The organism is Cytobacillus sp. NCCP-133, assembly GCF_026011715.1.
Classification (GTDB): domain Bacteria; phylum Bacillota; class Bacilli; order Bacillales; family Cytobacillaceae; genus Cytobacillus.
The window spans coordinates 35,983-51,609 of record NZ_BRVM01000015.1; the positions used below are offsets into that span (position 1 = coordinate 35,983).

Sequence of the window (15,627 nt, forward strand, 5' to 3'; positions counted from 1 at the left end):
CTTAATTATAATCTATTCTGATTCGTCTGTCAATCCCTAGGCAAATCGATAATAAATTAAAATGAATGAAGCAAGCACAAAAATAAAGTTTAGGAACACAAACACAAATTGGCCGGTCTTTGTTTTATGCAGTTTGATCGGAGGATTGTAAAATGATACTCCTTCAATGATGAAGATAATCAGCACCACATGAATCATAAAGTGGCCGATCACCTCAGTCATCCCAAACAGCATGGTTGTTGTGATAAAAATGACTGTCACGATAAATCCGACTACACGATTCAAAATGCCGACCACAAGCAAATAGCCAACCACAAACTCAATGAATGCAGCCATCACGACAAACGCAGCGGGTTCAAAGCCGAAGGTCGGAACACCATGCTTGGCTACGATATCAAGTGACATGCTTGGGTACACCCATTTTTCAACAGCTACCCAGCACAGAGACACACCAGTGCCTAAATACAGAAACGGAAAACCAATTTTCTCGAACTTTGTGCTGCCAACAAGCAGCACGCCAATAATCGCAACATAATAGCCATAATCAAGCATATGGAAGATGCCATTATGAGAAGTAACATACCCAAATAGCCCTAATAAAATAACTGCTGCAATCTTCGTAGAGAAGTGATGCGGGATCAGCAAGAATCCGATTGCTGCCCAAGTTAGAAACATAGCCCATGTGCTGCTTAAATGGAACTCCGGCGCAAACAAGGTGCCATTCGTAACCTGCAGAATTAAAGCTGCAGCTGTCCCATACTTCAAGATATATCTGCTGTACTTACGGAAGCCAGAGAGCCAATCGTCAAGCTTTCTTATTCTTGTCCACTCGGTAGTTTTGGGAATAACCAATGTTAAAAGCGCTAATACAACTGCAGCTGTCAGCCCTAGCCCCATAAACAAGGCTGACAATATATTTTCAATCGTTTCTTTTTGAGGCGCTACATTTGTGAACCATTTCACATGTGCATCCGTAAAAAAAGGAGTCATTACAAGTCCTAGTATTAAGAGAAGCTGAAATAATTTTTTCTTCATAATGTCATTGCCTCCTTAGTGGCATTTTAAATTAAATAAACAGTATAACTACAGTATTAATATAATATATTTTTTGAAGATCGGGCACACATAAAAATGAACATTATGTGAAATTAATCACATTCTTTTGTGGTGTACCGCAGACCCAGCACACCTCTAATAAATACCTGTATGCCTTCAGGCCGATTGCCCTTCTATTTTCTCATAAAATTTTAACGAATATTGTCATAATCTTTTAGTTTACTAATCTTTGAATAGTGGTTATGATGAATACAAACTTTTAAGAAGGGGTGAGGGAGTGAAAAAAGCAAGATTCATGCCGTTTATGCTGCTATCGATGTTTTTAGCATTTCTCATCACCCAATACCCAGGCGTCCACGTTAATGGAATCCCCATGGACGAAAGCAAAGCCATAACCGTTTCCGAACTTGCGGAGAGCTTTCTTTTAAAAGATAATCCTAAGAAATATGTGTTCATACAGGATTCAGCCTCACTGGTACTCGGCAGTCTAGCGGTCATCCTTTTCCTATACAGCGCGCTTCACATAATCGCCCGGCGAAAAAAAATCTTCTATACGCCAATTTTCTACGAGGCGAACTACATGATCCACACTCCTTAATTGTCAAAAAAAACAATTAAAGGAGGAAAACGAAAATGATGTGGATTCGATTCTTAATGATTGGACTGTTCTCATTAACCGCTTCCAGCCTGTTTTTTTACCAGGGAACGGAAATCTACCATGCTTTCATGGATTACTTTAAACAAAAATAAGTTTTGGCGTCCAGGGATTCCCTGGGCGTTTTTTGTGGTTTAAGATTTGAACTGCACTCAACAACCTATGATCTTTTTTGTTCCCTTCATTTTCACTCATCACTCAACTCCATAAAAAACGCCCAGCCTGTTCTCAATCCCAGGCCGGGCGATCTTCTTTATTGTGCTTTAGCATATTTATCGTCAATCTTTTTCTCAATCTTCTCAAGCTCACGGTGATCTTTCATAAGCTCTTCTTTATTGGCTTTAATCATCTCAATCATTGATAACTTTTTCTTTTTCATGTTTGTCACCTTCTCTCTGATGTCTGCTGTACTCTAAGATGCTGTGTCCAATTTATTTGTGGCACCCTTTTAAAACACAATCGTCTTATTCCCATGCACGATAACGCGGTCTTCCAGATGCCAGGCAACAGCCTGGGCAAGAACTTGCCTTTCCACATGTCGGCCGGCAACTTTAAGATCCTGTGCCGTATGGCGGTGGTTGACTCGCAGCACGTCCTGCTCGATGATCGGGCCTTCATCCAGATCATTTGTTACATAATGGGCGGTTGCCCCGATTAGCTTGACTCCGCGGTTAAACGCCCTTGCATATGGATTGGCTCCCACGAAGGCAGGCAGAAAGCTGTGATGGATATTAATAATTGTGTTCGGAAATTTGGAAATAAAGCTCGGCGATAGGATTTGCATATATCTCGCCAGGACAATAAAATCCACTTTCCCATCCAAGAGCTCGAATGCCTTACGCTCTGCTTCAGCTTTAGTATCAGGCGTAATCGGAATATAGTAGTACGGAATACCGAACCCCTCTACCTCTTCCTTCAAATCCAGGTGATTGCTGATCACCAAAGGAATATCGGCATCAAGCTCCTTTGCTTTCCGGCGCCAAAGCAGCTCCAGCAGGCAATGGTCCATCTTTGAAACAAAGATAGCCATTCGCTTCCGCTCACCTTTGCCGCTCAGCTTCCACTCCATCGAGTATTCTCTTGCCATTTCCGGCAGATCCTCTTTCAGCTTCGGAAATGCCTCATCAAAATCATTCATATCAAATTCGATTCGCATGAAAAAGATGCCTGCCAGCGGATCGGTTGTATGCTGGTCAAAATGGACTATATTGGCTTTATGTTCCAACAAAAAATTGGATACCGTCGAAATGATACCCGGCCTTTCCGGACAGGATATCAGCAATGTCGCCCGGTTAGCATTGATATTTGTATTCATATTGAGTCCCTCCATCCGCATTTCTGGTAAGCTGCTATCCATATAAAAAGGACAGAAAAAGGCAGCAACCTCTACCCCCTTCTCTGTCCTTTTACCTGAGAGTTTAACCCCTTTGGTGTCGCATCATACATGCAAGCTCTCCAGAGATGCGTCCCGCTGCGGTTCTGTCTACCTGAGAGATTTGCTTCAAGGGTCTTTTTGAAGCTTGCTCCTTCGGTGCCTCATCGTTGCTCTCTCCCGCAGCCGTCATTTGTTCAATAATTTTTGTTATTTTCAGAATACTACGTTATTTTAATGGTGTCAACCAAACTCCATTTCTTTCACAAAATTGCCACAAATTAAACTAGTTTATTTTTCTTTTATATAGATCCTGATTATTCCTGCATGATAAAGAATGGAGGTAGTTCGCATTTTAAGAAAAGCGCAAGGCGCCTGGAGCTAGACAGTTCTCTAAGTTCAAAGGGATATAAATTCTGATATTTTAAGAAAAGCTTGAAGACAATGTCTCCAAGCTTTTTACTATACAGCTGCTTTGCTTTTCGGCGCACGCCTCTGCCAGGCAGCCGTTATAAATAACGTAACTAACAATAATGCTAAACCCAGGACAAACGGATACGAGATCCGCACATCATAAAGCATACCCGCAATGGTTGGGCCAAGCACATTTCCAATGCTCATATAAGCATTATTCATACCCATCGCAAATCCCTGCTCACTGCCGGCCATTTTTGAAATAAGCGTCGTTAAAACCGGACGCAGGATGGATGTTGCCAGGAATATAATTAACGAAATGACGAAGAAAAGCGCATAGCTTCCTGCAAACAAAGAAACAAGGAAACCTGATGCAGCGACTGCCAAAAAGAAATTCAGCACCTTTCCCTCTCCAAACTTCCTGACAACCCGATCCACGACAAAAAGCTGGACAATTACACTTATAATCCCTGTTGAGGTAACCATCATGGCAATCTCTTGCGGAGTAGCACCAAACTGATTATCAAGATAAAGTCCCAGAACCGATTCATACGCCATCAGCCCGAAGCTCATCACCAGCGTGATAACAAGCGGTATAAAGTAAGGCTTCCTAACGGACATTGCCAGCTTCTTGACCATTGGTTCCTCTTCAGGCATTTCGTCCGCAGAAGGCTGCTGCAATGTGCTGCTTTCTTCAAGGAGCACAATTGAAAAAATAACGGCCACTAAGGATACAAGCGCTGAAATCAGAAATGGCATTTTCAATCCGAAGTCTGCTAAAAATCCGCCAATTCCAGGCCCAACTACAATACCAAGTGACATTGCAGCTGAAACAAGGCCATTTCCTTTTGCACGCTGCTCCATGGTTGTAATATCAGCAATGTATGCAAAAATAGCCGGAATCAGCAAGGCTGCCCCAACGCCTCCGATTACACGTGAAAAATAAAGCAGCCAAATCGAATCTACTGCATAAAAGACCAGCATGGATAATGTCAAACCAGTTAATCCGTATATAATCATCTTTCTGCGGCCGTACTGATCAGCCCATTTCCCCGCAATTGGAGAAAAAATCAGCTGGGCACCCGCAAAAATAGCAATCATCAGGCCAGCTGCCGTTCCTCCCTGATGAATGGATTCCAAATAAGCAGGCAAAATTGGAATAATAATTCCAAAGCTTCCGATGGCAATAAACATATTAATCATTAACATGTACATCTTTTTTCTTTGCTCTCCTGACAAGCGGATACCCCTCCCTCTATATGTGAAAATTTTACCATTCTATTTTTGGCACGCTCATAAGCTTATAATGGGACAGCCAGCTTTGTCAAAGAAAAAAAAGAGAAACTCCAGCATGTCACTGGAGTTCCTTTTCATTCGCTTTTAAATTTGTCTGGAAACTGCTTCACGATCGCGTCAGCAATCGCATCCGTCATGATCATAATGTGTGAAAATCCTTCATCAATCGATACGATTCTTGCGTCCCAATCCTTTACCAAGCTTGCAGATAAATCACCTGTTACCAATTCCAAATGCATATACAGCAGCTTTTTCACGTCTTCATTTTTCAAATGAGGGTTGGCACTGCTGAGAAACGCTGCGATATCATCAGCATTCCGGTGCCAGTCTTTGTTCAGCTGGTTCACCTTTGCTCCCTGCCCGCTCTTGGCTGCTTCCACGATATCTGCCGCCACGACGATATGCTCTTTAAGCAGCTCTGTCAGCTTATTCCCTCCGGCTTCTCCATAATAAGGCTTGATGGAATTTCCAATATCCTCCTGATTTTTCATAAGCCGCGCCATAACTTGCTTCTGATCCTCAGCTCCCGCTGTTGTGGCGCTTGTAATATAATTGCTTGTCCATAACACATGGTCAATCCACAGTTTCCGGAACTCATTTTCAAACTTTACCTGGGATTGACTGATACAAGGTTTCTGGGCTGCGGCACTGATTGGCGATGATGCCATGTTTAACGGCAGCAGCAGCATGAACCCCATAATTAATAATTTCTTCATGGCTTTACCCCTTCCAAGATTGAAAAAGTTTCCTTCTTATTTTGGATTTTTTTGTTTTTTTTCATTCAAATTTGACACAAAAAAGGCTTAAGGACTTTCCTTAAGCTTTTTAATCAAACGTTTGATTGAAATCTATTTTTTCATATGCACTCAGCTCAAACCGCCGCCACCGCAGCAAAAAACTCATCATACAGCGCCTGAACAGCCCGCTTTTCATACACGGCCTTCACCCCGAACATCATGCTCACTTCAGATGAACCCTGGTTGATCATTTCCATATTCACTTTTGCTTTTGCGAGGGCTTTAGAAGCGCGGGCCATCGTGCCAATATTCTGGCGCATGCCTTCGCCTACCACCATAATAAGCGACAGGCTGTGCTGCACCTTCACCTCATCAGCATGAAGTTCTTTTTTTATGCGCCACAGAATCTCTTCCTCCATGCCATCCTTAAATTGATCTTCCCGCAGGATAATGGAGATGTCATCAATCCCGGATGGTGTATGTTCATAGCTGAGGCCATATTCCTCCAGGATCGTCAGCAGCTTGCGCCCGAATCCGACTTCCCTATTCATTAAATATTTGCCGACATAAATACTGCAGAAGCCCTGATCACTGGCAATCCCGATGACAGGCCCGTTTGTATTATCCCGCTCGTTAACGATTCTTGTCCCCGGTGCGGCTGGATTATTCGTATTCTTAATCTGCACCGGAATCCCCGCACGAAACGCCGGTACAAGTGCTTCGTCATGCAATACGGTAAACCCGGCATAGGAGAGCTCCCGCATTTCCCTGTATGTCAGCTTTTTGATTTCCTTTGGATGCTCGACAATAAATGGATTAACAGAGTATACTGCATCCACATCCGTAAAGTTCTCATACAAGTCCGCTTTCGTAGCACCTGCCAAAATGGAGCCTGTCACATCCGAACCGCTTCTCGAGAATGTGAAAACTTCTCCCTCCCGGCTGTAGCCAAAGAATCCAGGAAAAATAAGAATACCATCCTGTTCCCGTAACTTAAAAAGATTTTCATATGCTTCCGGCAGCACTTGTGCATTCCCAGGTTCTGGACTAACGAGCAGCCCGGCCTCCAGAGGATTGACGTATCTTGCTTCCACTCCCTGCTGCTGAAAATAGGCTGCAACAAGCTTCGCATTGTTATCTTCGCCACTGGCTTTAACAAGATCCATAAAGGCTTCAGGATTGCTTATTTCACTATGAAGCCTGTCAAAGAGGTCCTTTTGAATAATATCGCTTATGTCAGGATTCAGTGCCAATTCGTCAGCAATTTGGCCGTACCTTTCCAGCACACGTTCTGCCAGTTCTCCCGCGTCTTCCCCCTGCAGCCGTTTCTCTGCACAGGCGATTAATAAATCTGTAACCTTTTGGTCCTCTGAAAATCGCTTTCCTGGAGCCGATACCACGACCACCTTCCGCTCTGGATCAGCCTTCACTATGTTAAAAACCTTTTCGATTTGCTTTCCCGATGCTAAAGAGGATCCTCCAAACTTTACGACTTTCATCCTGACATCTCCTAATCTCTGAAAATTTAATATTTATTCTACTCCTATCTTGAAAATAATCAAGCGGTTTTTCCTCCTATCAAGGACAATTGTTCACTATAAAAAGACATCATTTTATATTAATATATACAAATAATGCACTAAACCTTTTTACACAGCCGAAAAATATTTTTCTAATAAAATAAAAGTAAACGCTTTCAAAACTATGATTTTTTTTAAAAAAGGAAAATGCTTTGGCTGCATCTTCCTCTTTGCTATTAATGATATTCTTTTATCCTTTCCCCTGCCGTTGTCATCCACTCAAACTGGCGGAGCTTCAATTCAAACAAGGTAAGTGGATCACGGAAAATCTCTGGGTTTTTGCGCATCTCACTTAAGGATTCTTTATTTTCTTCAATTTCAACAAGTGTTTCTTCAACCGTGTCATTCAGCACATCGAATGGGTTTAGGAAGAACATCTTGATATCACGCTCAAGCGACTTCTCGAATAATTCAAATTGCTGCATGAACTTATCTGTAATCGATTCAGCGACTTCGCTATAATCTTCATTTTCAATGTACTGCTTGTATTTATTATGGAGCATTGCTTTATTTTGCGGAATGGCTCCAAGCAGCTTCCCTGCACTTTTCAGCAGAAATTGTGATGGAGAGAAACGATTCAGGATATTAACCTTTTCCAGCTGAACACCGCCTCTTGTCATACGGTCGGCATCCCGGCGCCAGTCATCCAGTACCCGGAAATCACACTCCAATGCCATTTTTTCTGCCTTATACAAGTCGTTGAAGCTCTCGCTCATTTCATCCAAATAAGCCTGGCTTTCTTTGAACTCGCCTTCACTTTCACTAACCCAGCCCTGAATGGAAACATGGAAGTCCGGCAATACCCGCTCTTCGATATAACCTTGAATGCGCTGATTCATTTCGTCATTCAATTCATCATGAATTTTCCCAAAATCGCTGTCTTCTGTTACTAATTCTGAGGAATTCCGCAGAAGCTCAGGGATTTTTTTCTCCAAGTCCTGTCTCATATCGTCTTTGATTTTACTGTAAGACTTTTTAACCGCCCGAGTTTTCTCCTCTTCCATATCACTCAGCTGATTGATGGCACCATTAAGCTTCGTTACCATTTCTTCATTCCATTTAATCGTATCAATCAGGCTATTCTCCATTTCCACACGCTTCTCAAGCAGGAATTTAATGGATTTTTTAATATAATAAAGAACTTTAGCTGTGCGTTCTTCTTCCATATTCCGCCCATCCATCATCGATTTGAGAAACGCTGACAAATCATTTAGCTGGCTTTCACTCTCATAATACGCGGAGAAAGCAAATACCTTTGCATGAGGAAAATAAGTATGAATGCGGGACTCCGTTTCTTCAAACAGTTCCATGGCATCCTGGCTGCTTGGAACCTGATCCATTTTGCTCAAAAGGAAATGAATCGGCAATTCAGGAGCCTGCTCCCTCATTCTGACAACCATATCCAGTTCCTTATCCGTCAGTGGCGAATCGGCATTTAGAACAAACAAAAGATTATCGGCAAAATGAAGGTACTGAAATGCTCCATTGCGGAATTTGCTCTGTCCGGCCAGTCCAGGAGTGTCAATAAGCGCCAGCATGTTTTTCTCTAAAAAGCTGAATGGCATTTGGCAGCGGATCAGTGTATGCTGACTTTTCTCTGCTCTTTGCCTAAATTCTTCAAGATCCGTTATACTGATGGCCTCTTCATCTGTAACTGCATGGATTTTCGCTTCATCAGTATTCTTAAAGAGTACAGAGGAAGAAGTTGCATCCCCCATCAGATCTTCACCTAACAGCGTGTTTACAAAAGACGACTTTCCATTTGAAGACGCACCTGCAACCAGCAAGTGGCTTGAGTTCTGATCAAGAAGCTCACGAACCATCCATTCGAACCTTTCGCCCATTAGCACACCTTTCTCCTTCGCCCACTTCATAACAATCTCGAATAGCTTGAATCCTTCCTCCAGGCCATCCCGATAGCGAATAGACTTCCCTACAAGACTTTCTGCCTCACTGACCGCAGAAGCATCAATATTAGATGGAAAAATCTCGCTCCAAGCCAGAACAGCTGCTGAAGAAACCAGTGTGTGTGAAGGCGTCGCTATTTTTACCCAGTTTGTTATGTGGTTGGGTATTAAATGAGATAACTCTCTGATTAAATGCTTGCCGCTGGTTAATTCAAAATAAGTATCTTTATAGAGCTCAGAAAGCAGCTGCCAGGTATGGGAGCGTCCAGGCTCCATATTCAGCAGCAAATGGTTATACTCCTTCAGCCATGAAAAATATAAGTCATTTTGTTTATAGCCGTTCCAAAATGCTGCTGACAATCGTTCAAAGCGAGCCTGGTCTACTTTAAACAGAACTGCCAACGCCTCGCTGAAATAGTTAGGCTCGATCTTGGCCGTGCGCCCCTGCTCTGCATAGGCATGCAGAACCCCAAACCAGGACACTGATTCAGTACGGATTGCTTCATTGACAGCAAGCTCAACCGCATTGCCCCAATCGCTGTGCTCCTCAAAGAAATCTCTTGCAAGTTCCGTCACATCCGGATAGTCCGGATTTAAAGCAACGGCTTTTTTAATAGACTCGACTGCCAATTCAAGCTTACCGCGCTGTATGTACAATGAAAACAGCTGAAGAAGCACTTCTGTCCTTAATACATCAGAATCGGTTTCAATGGCTTTATAATAATCTTCAGCATTAGAAAGGAGATCCAATTCAAAATAGGCATCCGCCAAATTCTTCTGTGCCCATGGCCCCAGTTCATTCGTTATGTTTTCCCATTTAAAGATTGCCGCTTCATAGTCTTTATTCAGGAAATAAACCTCTCCCTGAGCAAAACGGATATACGTTAAATCAGGCACTTCGTTCTGCTGCTCAGCCACGTACATCTCACCCAAAACCCTAATTGGATGCTCATTTTCATTCGATTCCATGAAGGTCTGATAATAAGATTTATTAATTAGCTGCTTCTCTACTGTCATCTTGATCCCCCGCAGTGCTTATTTGAAATGATGCCTCGTTTGCCCAAACACCTTTAAGGGCAGGCACAATATGTAAAAACGCATGATGCGCCAATTTTCATCCTTTATCCTTCTATTTTAACAAAAATTTTTCTGCAAAAAATTTCATTTCCCTATCATTTTTGAAACATATTTGTATTTCTGTGTAACATTCTTAATAGTACAAGAAGATATCTTCCTCTATAAATACCACGCCTAAAAAAATAAAAACTGGCATTCAGAAATATATATTCCTGAATGCCAGTTTTATTCTTTTTTTAAGACACTTGCTGCGGCCGGATGGAAGCGCGCCTGCAGCCGTAGAACACGGTCACAAACATCCCTAAGATCAGAAATACACTTGAGATTTGAAAAAGCATTGCCGTTGCCACAAACTAGCCCATCCCCTCTCCCAGGCGGGAATTAGGGACCACATCTACTGCCGCTGTACCGTTGACCATGGTGGACCAGCCCCATGCCAGCCCGTGGATCAAACGGAACAATAGGAATATCACAACGACACTTGAAAGCGGATAAATAACGGTAATCGCCAAAAGCCCCGCAGCCCCAATCGACTTAATATAGGGAGTCAAGGTCGGAATCAGCATATGAAACGACATAAACACGAACAAATTCCCGACCAACAGCATAATAAAAGACTTCGTCCACAAAGTCTCCTTTACTGCCTTGTTCAAATGATATCTCTTCTTTCCGTTGTTCAATGAACAGCAGCACTTATTTCGCATCACTAAATACTAACACACTTGACATGTTTTCACAAAAAGAAAAGAGGAGCTCATCAGCCCCCTGCCCTTTATTCCTGCAAACTGGTTGTTTCCAATGCTCTCCGCAAAAATTGCAGCGTTCTCTTAATAATTTGTTCCTGATCGTTATCAAGCGTTGCTACGTGATAACTATTCTCCAGCTCTACCAACTCTTTAGCGCCCGTCTTAATGCTCTTAAAAATGTCATAAGAGTTGGAAGGCGGGACAACATGATCTTCTTTTGAAACAAAAATAAGTGCAGGGCAAGTCACTTTTCCCAAATCCGCTTTAACCTTCTTCATCAGTTCCGTAATTTCCCGAAGTGACCTCACAGGTGTTTTTTCATAAGCCAGTTCTTTTATATCCGGATTTTTAATATCCGAACCAATCGCATCGAGAAATCTGACATCCTCAAGATTCGCTGCTGCCGCCATATCCGGAATGTGGATAGCTGCATTAATCGGGATAATCCCCTTAATCTCCTGATGGTTTTCAGCCATATACAATGTCAGCGTCCCGCCAATCGACAAGCCCGTAACGAAGATCGTGCTGCAGCGCTCCCTGAGCCACCGGTAACCTTCTTCCACAGAATCAATCCAGTCCTGATAAGTGGCCATTTCCATTTCTTCATAATGGGTGCCATGCCCCTTCAGCCTTGGTAAGCAAACTGAATATCCTTCCCTAGCGTAAGCCTCGCCAAGCGGGCGCATACTCTGGGTTGAGCCGGTGAATCCATGCGATACCAAAATCCCAATCTCATTCCCTTCAAAATAAAAAGGCTCTGCCCCTTCTAAAACCGGATACTCTTTAGCCATGTTCATCCCTCCAATTAATAAAGTAATGTCCTATTTATAAGAATTCTTTTTTCTACAGGCATTCCCTTCACATTTGAAAAAATTTAACACTTTTGTAAAACTTGGGCGCTTGGCGGCTGAAAAACTTTTACTCCGGCAATGTCTTGTTTATAATAGAAAGAATGAATAAGGGTTGGGCCTTCATTAACTTGGCAATACGCTGAAAATGAAACAAACTGCCTTCAAGTTCAACAAAAGGCAGAGGAAAACCGCAGCTGAAGGAAGTTTCGCTTTATTTTCCTTCCCAATATAATTAAAATAAGGACTAACTACATAAAACAGAAAGGCTGATACCGGTTTGGAACATAACTCAAATTTTATTCGAACGATTATTAAAGAAGATCTGGAGTCGGGAAAGCATAAGGAAATCATCACCCGTTTCCCGCCTGAGCCGAACGGTTACCTTCATATCGGACATGCCAAATCGATCGTGATCAACTTTGGCCTGGCTGATGATTTTAACGGCAAAACAAACCTGCGTTTTGATGACACAAATCCGTTAAAAGAAGACCAGGAATATGTCGACGCAATCAAAGAAGATGTAAAATGGCTTGGCTATGAGTGGGAGGAGCTTCGCTATGCTTCCAACTACTTCGAGGAGATGTATAACCGTGCTATTCTTTTGATTAAAAAAGGTAAAGCCTATGTGGATGACTTAAGCCAGGAGGAAATCCGCCAATACCGCGGAACACTGACAGAACCTGGAAAAGAAAGTCCATACCGCAGCCGTTCAGTGGAAGAGAACCTTGACTTGTTTGAAAGCATGAGAAAAGGCGAATTTCAAAACGGCGAAAAGGTTCTGAGAGCGAAGATTGATATGTCTTCACCAAACCTGAATTTACGCGATCCGGTTATTTACCGTGTGTCACATGCGGTTCACCATAACACTGGGGATGAATGGTGCATTTACCCGATGTATGCTTTTGCCCACCCGCTTGAGGATGCGATCGAGGGTGTAACCCACTCTTTATGTACGACTGAATTTGAAGATCAGCGCCCGCTATACAACTGGGTTGTGGCAGAGTGCGAAATGGAAAGCACGCCGCAGCAGATTGAGTTCGGCCGCTTAAACATTTCAAACACCGTTATGAGCAAAAGGAAGCTGAAGCAGCTTGTTGATGAGAAATACGTGGATGGATGGGATGATCCTCGCATGCCGACTATATCCGGTTTACGCCGCAAAGGCTACACGCCTGATGCCATCCGTGACTTTGTAAAAGAGACTGGCGTTTCGAAGGGTGCAGGCGTTGTAGATGAAGCCATGCTTGAACACTTCGTCCGCGAAGACTTGAAGCTGAAAACGCCTCGAACAATGGGTGTGCTTCGTCCGTTAAAAGTCGTCATCACAAACTACCCTGAAGACCAAACAGAACTGCTTGATGCAGAAATCAACCCTGAGAACCCTGAGATGGGCACACGCCAAATTCCGTTCTCAAGGGAGATTTATGTGGAGCAGGATGATTTCATGGAAGATCCGCCGAAGAAATACTTCCGGCTATTCCCTGGAAACGAAGTCCGCTTAAAGCATGCTTACTTTATCAAGTGCAACGATGTAATTAAGGATGAAAACGGCAATGTCGCAGAGCTTCATTGTACGTACGATCCTGAAACAAAGAGCGGAACAGGATTCACTGGCCGAAAAGTAAAAGGAACACTTCACTGGGTGGATGCAAAGAGCGCCCTTCCGGCTGAATTCCGTTTATACGAGCCTTTGATCCTAGACGAAGATGCAGATAAAAATGCTGGTGCAGATGCTGCAATTGAAAATGAAGCTGATGGTAAGACATTCCTTGACTATGTGAACCCGAACTCGCTTGAAATCGTCCAGGGCTTTATCGAGCCAAACATGAAGGATGTACAGCCGAAGGATAAATTCCAATTCTTCCGCCATGGCTACTTCAACGTCGATCCAAAGCACACCGCACCAGAAAAGCCTGTATTCAACCGCATCGTATCTTTGAAAAGCTCATTTAAATTGAAATGATAAGAAAAGCTTGAGGATCCGTTTCCTCAAGCTTTTTAGCATAAAGTCACATGCCTTCCTTTTCCATCTCTTTACGATTTTAATCGCCATAAGTTTTACAATCTCTTTCGCTAAACTACCTTCCCGCTTAAAAATATGGTATGGTTTTAAAGTACGCATTTACATAAGGAGGAATTACATAATGTCAAACCAGCATGACCCAAATACATTACCGCCAAAAACATGTTCAGTTGACCGTATGGTTACGGTTAAAGAGGACGTTGAAAAAGTACTTGCAGGAAAAAAAACAGCTACTCGCCGAAACGGCAGATATGCTGACATTGGGGAAGTCATGACTCTTGAGGGCCAGGACTTTATTGTTGAAAAGGTATACTCCCAGTCACTTGGTGAATTAACAGATGAACATGCCCGTCAGGAAGGCTTTGAAAGCTTGGAGGATTACAAGCAGTCCATCCTTTCCATGCACCCAGGCATGCCTTGGCTTCCACAAATGCGTGTATGGGTTCACGAATTCAGCCCCGTTAAGAAGTAAGCTCTGAGATGGAAGTACTTTTATACCGTGTGCTGCTGTACATTCATGTCAGCAGCGCCATTCTCTCTGTCGGACCGTTTTTTGTCCTGATTCCGATCGCCAAAAAATTAGAATCAGCCGGGCAGGGCGTCCAGCAGGCATATATAGGCATCTTCAGGACATCCGTCCGCCTCGTCAAGCATGCAGGACATGTGCTCGTAGGCTCGGGTGTCCTTCTTATCGTGAATAGCCACTGGGCATGGACGACATCCTGGATTGTCGCAACCCTAATGGTGATGGGGGCATCTGTCTTTTTTCTCGCACGGGCCTTTACGCCTGTCTTGAAAAAATTTGATGAACCCGGAGCGGACCAGCACTTTCTGGTAAAGAAGCTCACCCGCTCCGTCTGGATTTATCTATTTCTATTAATGCTCATGCTTTGGTTTATGGTAGCCAAGCCCGTGCTTTGGTAGAAATCTTAAAGCAAGCACAGAATGACTGCGCTTGCTTTTTTAATCAGCAGCCGTTTAATTGATTGCAGGATCGGGAAAACGCGGAATGCCTCAAACACTATTGGTTTAGCGGTTATATTCTGGATCTCGCGGTTAAATTTGATTTTTCGCGGTTATCTTGTTTTTAAAGCCCAAATTAGCTTTGGCACTACCCTCAAAAAAGCTTTTTTCAAAGTTATTTCTTCAAAAATCTCTCAGGAAAATCTGTCATAATCACTTCAACCCCGGATTTATTCAGAAATTCACTTCTTGTCTCATCATTCACCGTGTATACTCTCAAAGTAAAACCTGCTTCACTTGCCTCCCTGCCAAACTCAGACAGTGCATAGGTTTCTTCACAATGAATGCTATTCACACCAATCTTTTTTGCCACTTCCAATGCATTTTCCGGCATACCCGAAATCAAGTAACCGGTTTGGATGGAAGGATGCAGCTCCCTCGCTTTCCTCATGCTCTCCGCATTAAAAGAAGACAGGATAACTCTATTTTCTAATCTGTATTTCTTAACCAGCTCAATCACTTTTTCCTCCAGGTCCGGGTAATCTATCAAGTCATTTTTCAATTCCACATTGATTAGAAGCTCATTGCCATTTCGGACTGCCCATTGAAAAACAGCCCCCAGGTCCGGGATAGCCTCACCAGCGTTAGCTTCAGCAAACCACCCACCGGCATCAAGATTTCGGATCTCATCATAAGTCAAATCCTTTATATATCCTGTGCTATTCGTAGTCCGATCCAGGGCTTCATCATGGATAATCACCAGTTTTCCGTCTTTTGACATCTGCACATCCAGTTCAATCCCATCTGCCCCTGCTTCCAATGCAGCCTGGAAAGCCGCCATTGTATTTTCTGGATAATGGCCGCTTACACCACGGTGGGCAAATATTTTTGCTTTACGATTCAATTCTGTTTCCCCCTCTTCTCTTTCTAGTATTATTCGATGCTTTCAT

General features: G+C 43.1%; 13 protein-coding genes, 1 pseudogene and 1 riboswitch. Of the genes and pseudogenes, 4 read left to right on the forward strand and 10 right to left on the reverse strand.

The genetic code is table 11. The features are described 5' to 3' along the window. Positions 1–36: 36 nt before the first annotated feature. On the reverse strand, positions 37–1,035 hold the full coding sequence (locus tag NCCP133_RS16155; RefSeq protein WP_264806103.1) for a hypothetical protein: 999 nt from the start codon (positions 1,033–1,035) through the stop codon (positions 37–39). Between the two features lie 298 nt (positions 1,036–1,333). Here NCCP133_RS16155 and NCCP133_RS16160 point away from each other — a divergent pair, with 298 nt between their 5' ends. After that, positions 1,334–1,654, forward strand: coding sequence for a hypothetical protein (locus NCCP133_RS16160; protein ID WP_264806104.1), 321 nt, complete (start codon positions 1,334–1,336; stop codon positions 1,652–1,654). A gap of 310 nt (positions 1,655–1,964) precedes the next feature. Here NCCP133_RS16160 and NCCP133_RS16165 read toward each other — a convergent pair whose 3' ends face one another. The 8 genes and pseudogenes from NCCP133_RS16165 to NCCP133_RS16200 form a co-directional block, all read right to left on the reverse strand. After that, positions 1,965–2,090, reverse strand: coding sequence for an FbpB family small basic protein (locus NCCP133_RS16165; RefSeq protein ID WP_264806105.1), 126 nt, complete (start codon positions 2,088–2,090; stop codon positions 1,965–1,967). A 69-nt stretch (positions 2,091–2,159) separates the two neighbouring features. Further along, the gene (gene purU, locus NCCP133_RS16170; RefSeq protein ID WP_264806106.1) at positions 2,160–3,026 is read right to left on the reverse strand and encodes a formyltetrahydrofolate deformylase; all 867 of its coding nucleotides are present in this window, start codon (positions 3,024–3,026) and stop codon (positions 2,160–2,162) included. Positions 3,027–3,175: 149 nt separating this feature from the next. Next, a riboswitch (glycine riboswitch) is annotated at positions 3,176–3,276 on the reverse strand. 269 nt (positions 3,277–3,545) lie between these two features. After that, complete coding sequence (locus NCCP133_RS16175; protein ID WP_264806107.1) at positions 3,546–4,736, reverse strand: MFS transporter; 1,191 nt, start codon at positions 4,734–4,736, stop codon at positions 3,546–3,548. Between the two features lie 131 nt (positions 4,737–4,867). Then, a complete protein-coding gene (locus tag NCCP133_RS16180) occupies positions 4,868–5,509 on the reverse strand; it encodes a glycosyltransferase (RefSeq protein WP_264806108.1) in 642 nt (213 codons plus the stop codon). 155 nt (positions 5,510–5,664) lie between these two features. Further along, positions 5,665–7,029, reverse strand: coding sequence for an aspartate kinase (locus NCCP133_RS16185; protein WP_264806109.1), 1,365 nt, complete (start codon positions 7,027–7,029; stop codon positions 5,665–5,667). Positions 7,030–7,286: 257 nt separating this feature from the next. Further along, a complete protein-coding gene (locus NCCP133_RS16190) occupies positions 7,287–10,034 on the reverse strand; it encodes a dynamin family protein (RefSeq protein WP_264806110.1) in 2,748 nt (915 codons plus the stop codon). Positions 10,035–10,450: 416 nt separating this feature from the next. Continuing rightward, a pseudogene (locus tag NCCP133_RS16195) lies at positions 10,451–10,702 on the reverse strand (MFS transporter); the annotation flags it as partial. Between the two features lie 164 nt (positions 10,703–10,866). After that, positions 10,867–11,631 (reverse strand): alpha/beta hydrolase, encoded by a 765-nt coding sequence (locus NCCP133_RS16200; RefSeq protein ID WP_264806111.1) that lies wholly within the window; start codon positions 11,629–11,631, stop codon positions 10,867–10,869. Positions 11,632–11,968: 337 nt separating this feature from the next. Here NCCP133_RS16200 and NCCP133_RS16205 point away from each other — a divergent pair, with 337 nt between their 5' ends. The 3 genes from NCCP133_RS16205 to NCCP133_RS16215 all read left to right on the forward strand — a co-directional run bounded on the left by NCCP133_RS16205 (position 11,969) and on the right by NCCP133_RS16215 (position 14,638). Then, the gene (locus tag NCCP133_RS16205; protein WP_264806112.1) at positions 11,969–13,654 is read left to right on the forward strand and encodes a glutamine--tRNA ligase/YqeY domain fusion protein; all 1,686 of its coding nucleotides are present in this window, start codon (positions 11,969–11,971) and stop codon (positions 13,652–13,654) included. A 181-nt stretch (positions 13,655–13,835) separates the two neighbouring features. Further along, positions 13,836–14,186: an ASCH domain-containing protein gene (locus NCCP133_RS16210; RefSeq protein ID WP_264806113.1), complete on the forward strand. Its 351-nt coding sequence runs from the start codon at positions 13,836–13,838 to the stop codon at positions 14,184–14,186. Positions 14,187–14,194: 8 nt separating this feature from the next. Further along, entirely contained in the window at positions 14,195–14,638 is a 444-nt protein-coding gene (locus tag NCCP133_RS16215) for a hypothetical protein (RefSeq protein WP_264806114.1), read from the forward strand. Between the two features lie 214 nt (positions 14,639–14,852). Here the strand turns inward: NCCP133_RS16215 and NCCP133_RS16220 are convergent, their stop codons facing one another. Continuing rightward, positions 14,853–15,581 (reverse strand): glycerophosphodiester phosphodiesterase, encoded by a 729-nt coding sequence (locus NCCP133_RS16220; protein WP_264806115.1) that lies wholly within the window; start codon positions 15,579–15,581, stop codon positions 14,853–14,855. Positions 15,582–15,627: the final 46 nt, after the last annotated feature.

Coding starts and splice junctions, on each gene's coding strand:
- NCCP133_RS16155 (WP_264806103.1), bottom strand. CDS start 1,035: ATGAAGAAAAAATTATTTCAGCTTCTCTTAATACTAGGACTTGTAATG.
- NCCP133_RS16165 (WP_264806105.1), bottom strand. CDS start 2,090: ATGAAAAAGAAAAAGTTATCAATGATTGAGATGATTAAAGCCAATAAA.
- purU (WP_264806106.1), bottom strand. CDS start 3,026: ATGAATACAAATATCAATGCTAACCGGGCGACATTGCTGATATCCTGT.
- NCCP133_RS16180 (WP_264806108.1), bottom strand. CDS start 5,509: ATGAAGAAATTATTAATTATGGGGTTCATGCTGCTGCTGCCGTTAAAC.
- NCCP133_RS16185 (WP_264806109.1), bottom strand. CDS start 7,029: ATGAAAGTCGTAAAGTTTGGAGGATCCTCTTTAGCATCGGGAAAGCAA.
- NCCP133_RS16190 (WP_264806110.1), bottom strand. CDS start 10,034: ATGACAGTAGAGAAGCAGCTAATTAATAAATCTTATTATCAGACCTTC.
- NCCP133_RS16200 (WP_264806111.1), bottom strand. CDS start 11,631: ATGGCTAAAGAGTATCCGGTTTTAGAAGGGGCAGAGCCTTTTTATTTT.
- NCCP133_RS16210 (WP_264806113.1), top strand. CDS start 13,836: ATGTCAAACCAGCATGACCCAAATACATTACCGCCAAAAACATGTTCA.
- NCCP133_RS16215 (WP_264806114.1), top strand. CDS start 14,195: ATGGAAGTACTTTTATACCGTGTGCTGCTGTACATTCATGTCAGCAGC.